The organism is Corallococcus sp. AB018 (assembly GCF_003986945.1).
Lineage (GTDB): Bacteria > Myxococcota > Myxococcia > Myxococcales > Myxococcaceae > Corallococcus > Corallococcus exiguus.
The window spans coordinates 1-3,344 of the sequence record NZ_RAWR01000403.1 but is presented as its reverse complement, the minus strand read 5'-3'; the positions used below and the strand labels follow the sequence as shown (position 1 = coordinate 3,344).

At 71.3% G+C, this 3,344-nt stretch carries 2 protein-coding genes; both read left to right on the top strand.

Annotation, left to right across the window (positions count from 1 at the left end):
• Positions 1–827, top strand: an 827-nt coding sequence (locus D7Y11_RS42120) for a J domain-containing protein (RefSeq protein WP_126936475.1), incomplete at its 5' end; no start/stop codon positions are given.
• 143 nt (positions 828–970) lie between these two features.
• Positions 971–3,344, top strand: a 2,374-nt coding sequence (locus D7Y11_RS42115) for a response regulator (protein WP_233607582.1), incomplete at its 3' end; no start/stop codon positions are given.

The window sequence follows — 3,344 nt, the reverse complement described above, 5'->3', positions numbered from 1 at the left end:
CCGCTCCCCCCGCCGCCGCGAGCGCCCCGGCCACGCCCGAAGGCGCCGCGCCGCCGCCCGCCGCCGCGCCGCCGGAGCCCCCCAAGCCCGACGAGGGCCGGCTCGCGCAGCAGATTGAGCAGCGCTACGCCGACATCCAGACGAAGAAGGACCACTACGTCACGCTGGGCGTCCCCCAGGATGCCTCCCGAGACCAGGTGAAGGCCGCCTTCCTGAGCCTCGCCAAGCTCTTCCACCCGGACCGGCTGCCCCCGTCGCTGCCCCACCTGGCGCCGAAGATCACCGCCGTCTTCGAGTCCATCCGCGAGGCCTACGAAGTCCTCCACGACGACACCCGCCGCAAGAACTACCAGCTGGCCCAGCAGGGCGCTCAGGCCGCTCCCAAGCCTCCGGCGGCCCCCAGCGCCCGCCCCGGCTCGGCCCGCGCGGACACCAACGCGGACGACCTCTTCCGCATGGGCGAGGTGTTCTTCCGCAAGCGCGACTTCTTCGCCGCCAGCGAGCACTACGAGCGCGCGTACGGCCTGGACCCCAAGCCCCTGTACCTCGCGGCGCGCGCCTGGTCCGTCTACATGGACCCCAGCCGCAAGGCCGACATGCCCCGCGCGAAACAGTGGATGGCGGATGCGGTGCGCACCGACCCGAACTGTGATCGCGCCCACTACCAGATGGGCGTCATCGCCCGCGTGGAAGGGGACATGGACCGCGCGGAGAAGCACTTCCGGGAAGCCGTCCGTGCGAACCCCAAGCACCTGGAGGCGAACCAGGAGCTGCGGCTCATCGACATGCGCAAGAAGAACCCCCCCAAGAAGGGTCTCTTCCGCTGACCTGCTTGTCCCCTGGGGAGGGAGCCGGCCGGTTTTCCGGACAGTCCCGCCCATTGACACACCTGGAAACCGGACCCGATGCTTGCCCCTACGGGACGCCCCCGTCGGATCCGCCGTCCCGCCCGTCTTGAAAGGCATGCCACGTGGCCAAGCAGCACCTGCTCCTCGTCGATGGTGACGCGAAGAGTCTGCGCGTGATGGAGGTCAGCCTGAAGAAGGCCGGCTTCTCCGTCACGACTGCGATCCACGGCAAGGATGCGCTGGAGAAGGTCCAGATCAGCCCGCCGGACCTCGTGCTCGCGGACACCAAGATGCCGGAGATGGACGGCTTCGAGCTCTGCAAGGCGCTCAAGTCCGACGAGCGCTTCAAGTTCATCCCCTTCGTCTTCCTGACGAACCAGAAGTCGGTCGAGTTCAAGGTGCGCGGCCTGGAACTCGGGGGCGACGACTACCTGACGAAGCCGATCTACATCAAAGAGATCGTCACCCGCGTGAAGATGATCCTTCAGAAGGCCGAGAAGGAACGCATCGAGAAGCGCGAGACGACCAAGGGCGGCTTCGCGGGAAGCCTCGCCGACATGGGCGTCGTGGACCTGGTCCAGACCTTCGAAATCGGCCGCAAGACGGGCGTCATCTCCATCCAGGGCGAGCGCACCGGCGTCGTCTACTTCAAGGAGGGCCGCGTCATCGACGCGGAGCTGGGCCGGCTCAAGGGCGAGAACGCCTTCTACCGCCTGCTCAACACGTTCGAAGGCCAGTTCGACGTGCAGTTCACCACGTTGGACCGCACGGAGCGCATCGAGGTCTCCACGCAGGGCCTCCTCATGGAGGGCATGCGCCGGCTGGACGAGTGGGGCCGGATGCTCGAGCAGCTCCCGCCCCTGGAGACGGTCTTCGAGATCGACTACCACCAGTTGGCGGATCGTCTGTCGGAGATCCCCGACGAGGTGAACGGCCTCTTGCGCCTGTTCGACGGCAAGCGCGCGCTGTCGCGCGTGGTGGAGGACTCGGACTTCGAGGACCTGGCCGCGCTGGGCATCATCAGCAAGCTGTACTTCGAAGGGCTGATCCGCGAGCTGGGCAACGCGCCGCTGGAGCCCGTGCAGAGCAGCAAGCCGGGCATCGAGCAGTGGCTGAACGCCGCGCCGCCCATCCCCGTGGACGTCGCGCCCGCGCAGGAGGCCGCGCCCCAGGAAGCGCCGGCCCCCGTGGAACCGCCCCCGGTGGAGGCGGCGCCCGTGGCGGAGGTCCCAGTCACCGAGCCGGAGCCCGAAGCCGCGCCCGCGCATCCCGAGCCCATGGAGGAGGTCACGCCCGTGGCGGAGATGGCGCCCGCGCCGGTCTCCCCTCTGCCCGCGCAGGTGGTCATCTTCCCGCCGCGCGTTCGTCCCGGCGAGGACGGTCCGCCTCCGTTCGGACAGGAGGGCGCGGAGCCCGCGGTTCCGCCGCTGTCGCAGGAGGGCTCGGCGTTCCTCGTGGAGCCGCCTCCGGCGCACCGTGCGGTGGATCACGCGCGGCGCAGCCTGCTGCTCGACTGGAGCCGGGTGGACACGGAGGGCCTGAGCGCCTCCAGCACCTGGGGCCCCGGTTCGCCTTGGTCGTCCGCGGCCCGCGCTCCGGCGCCCAGCCCGTTCGCCGCCCAGCCCGCGCAGGCGCCCGTGGAGTCGCAGCCCTCGCGTCCGCCCATCTTCGGTGGCGCGGCCATCGCGCCCAGCCCGCTGGCGCCCGTGCCTCCGCCCACGCCGGCCCCGCCGTCGTCCGAGGTGACGCTGGTCAGCGGCGTGGAGCCTTTCCAGGAAGAAGTGCCGGTGGAGGAGTCCGCGCCGCCGCAGCTCGCGCTGCCGCCGTATCCGGGCCACGGCATCACGCCGCCGCAGGTGGCCCCCGTGGCGCTCAACGTCGAGTTCCCCGAGACGACGCCCTTCAACACACAGCCGGCCTCCATGGATCCGGTGGAGCCCGCCGCGCAGGACGTGCCCGCGTCCGAGGCCTACTTCACGGAGCCCGAGCCCGCCACGCCCGTGCAGCCGTCCGGAGCGAGCGCCACGGAGGCCTCCGCTCCCAGCGCGAACGCCCCGGCTGCCGCGACGAACACCGCGGCCCCTGTCGCGCCCCCCCCGGCCAGCACCGCGTCCACGAACAGCGCGGCCTCCACGAAGCCCGCCGCATCCAAGCCCACGCACGACGAGGACGACGCGGCGCTGATCGCCGCGATGAAGCCCAAGCGCACGGGCCTCTACATCGCGGGCGGCCTGGTCCTCGTCGCGGCCGTGGCCGCGGTGGTGCTCTCCAAGGGCTCGGGCAGCTCCGAAACGCCCAAGCCCGACGCGCCCAAGGTGACGCAGCCCACGCAGCCCGTGGACGCGCCCAAGCCGCTGGAGACGACGCCTCCGCCGGTCGTCACGCCGCCGCCCACGAAGACCGTGGATGCGCAGACCGACGCGGGCACGCCCCCGACGAAGACGGTCACCGTTCCGGAGGACGCGGGCACGCCGGTGAAGGTGGCCACCCCCGAGC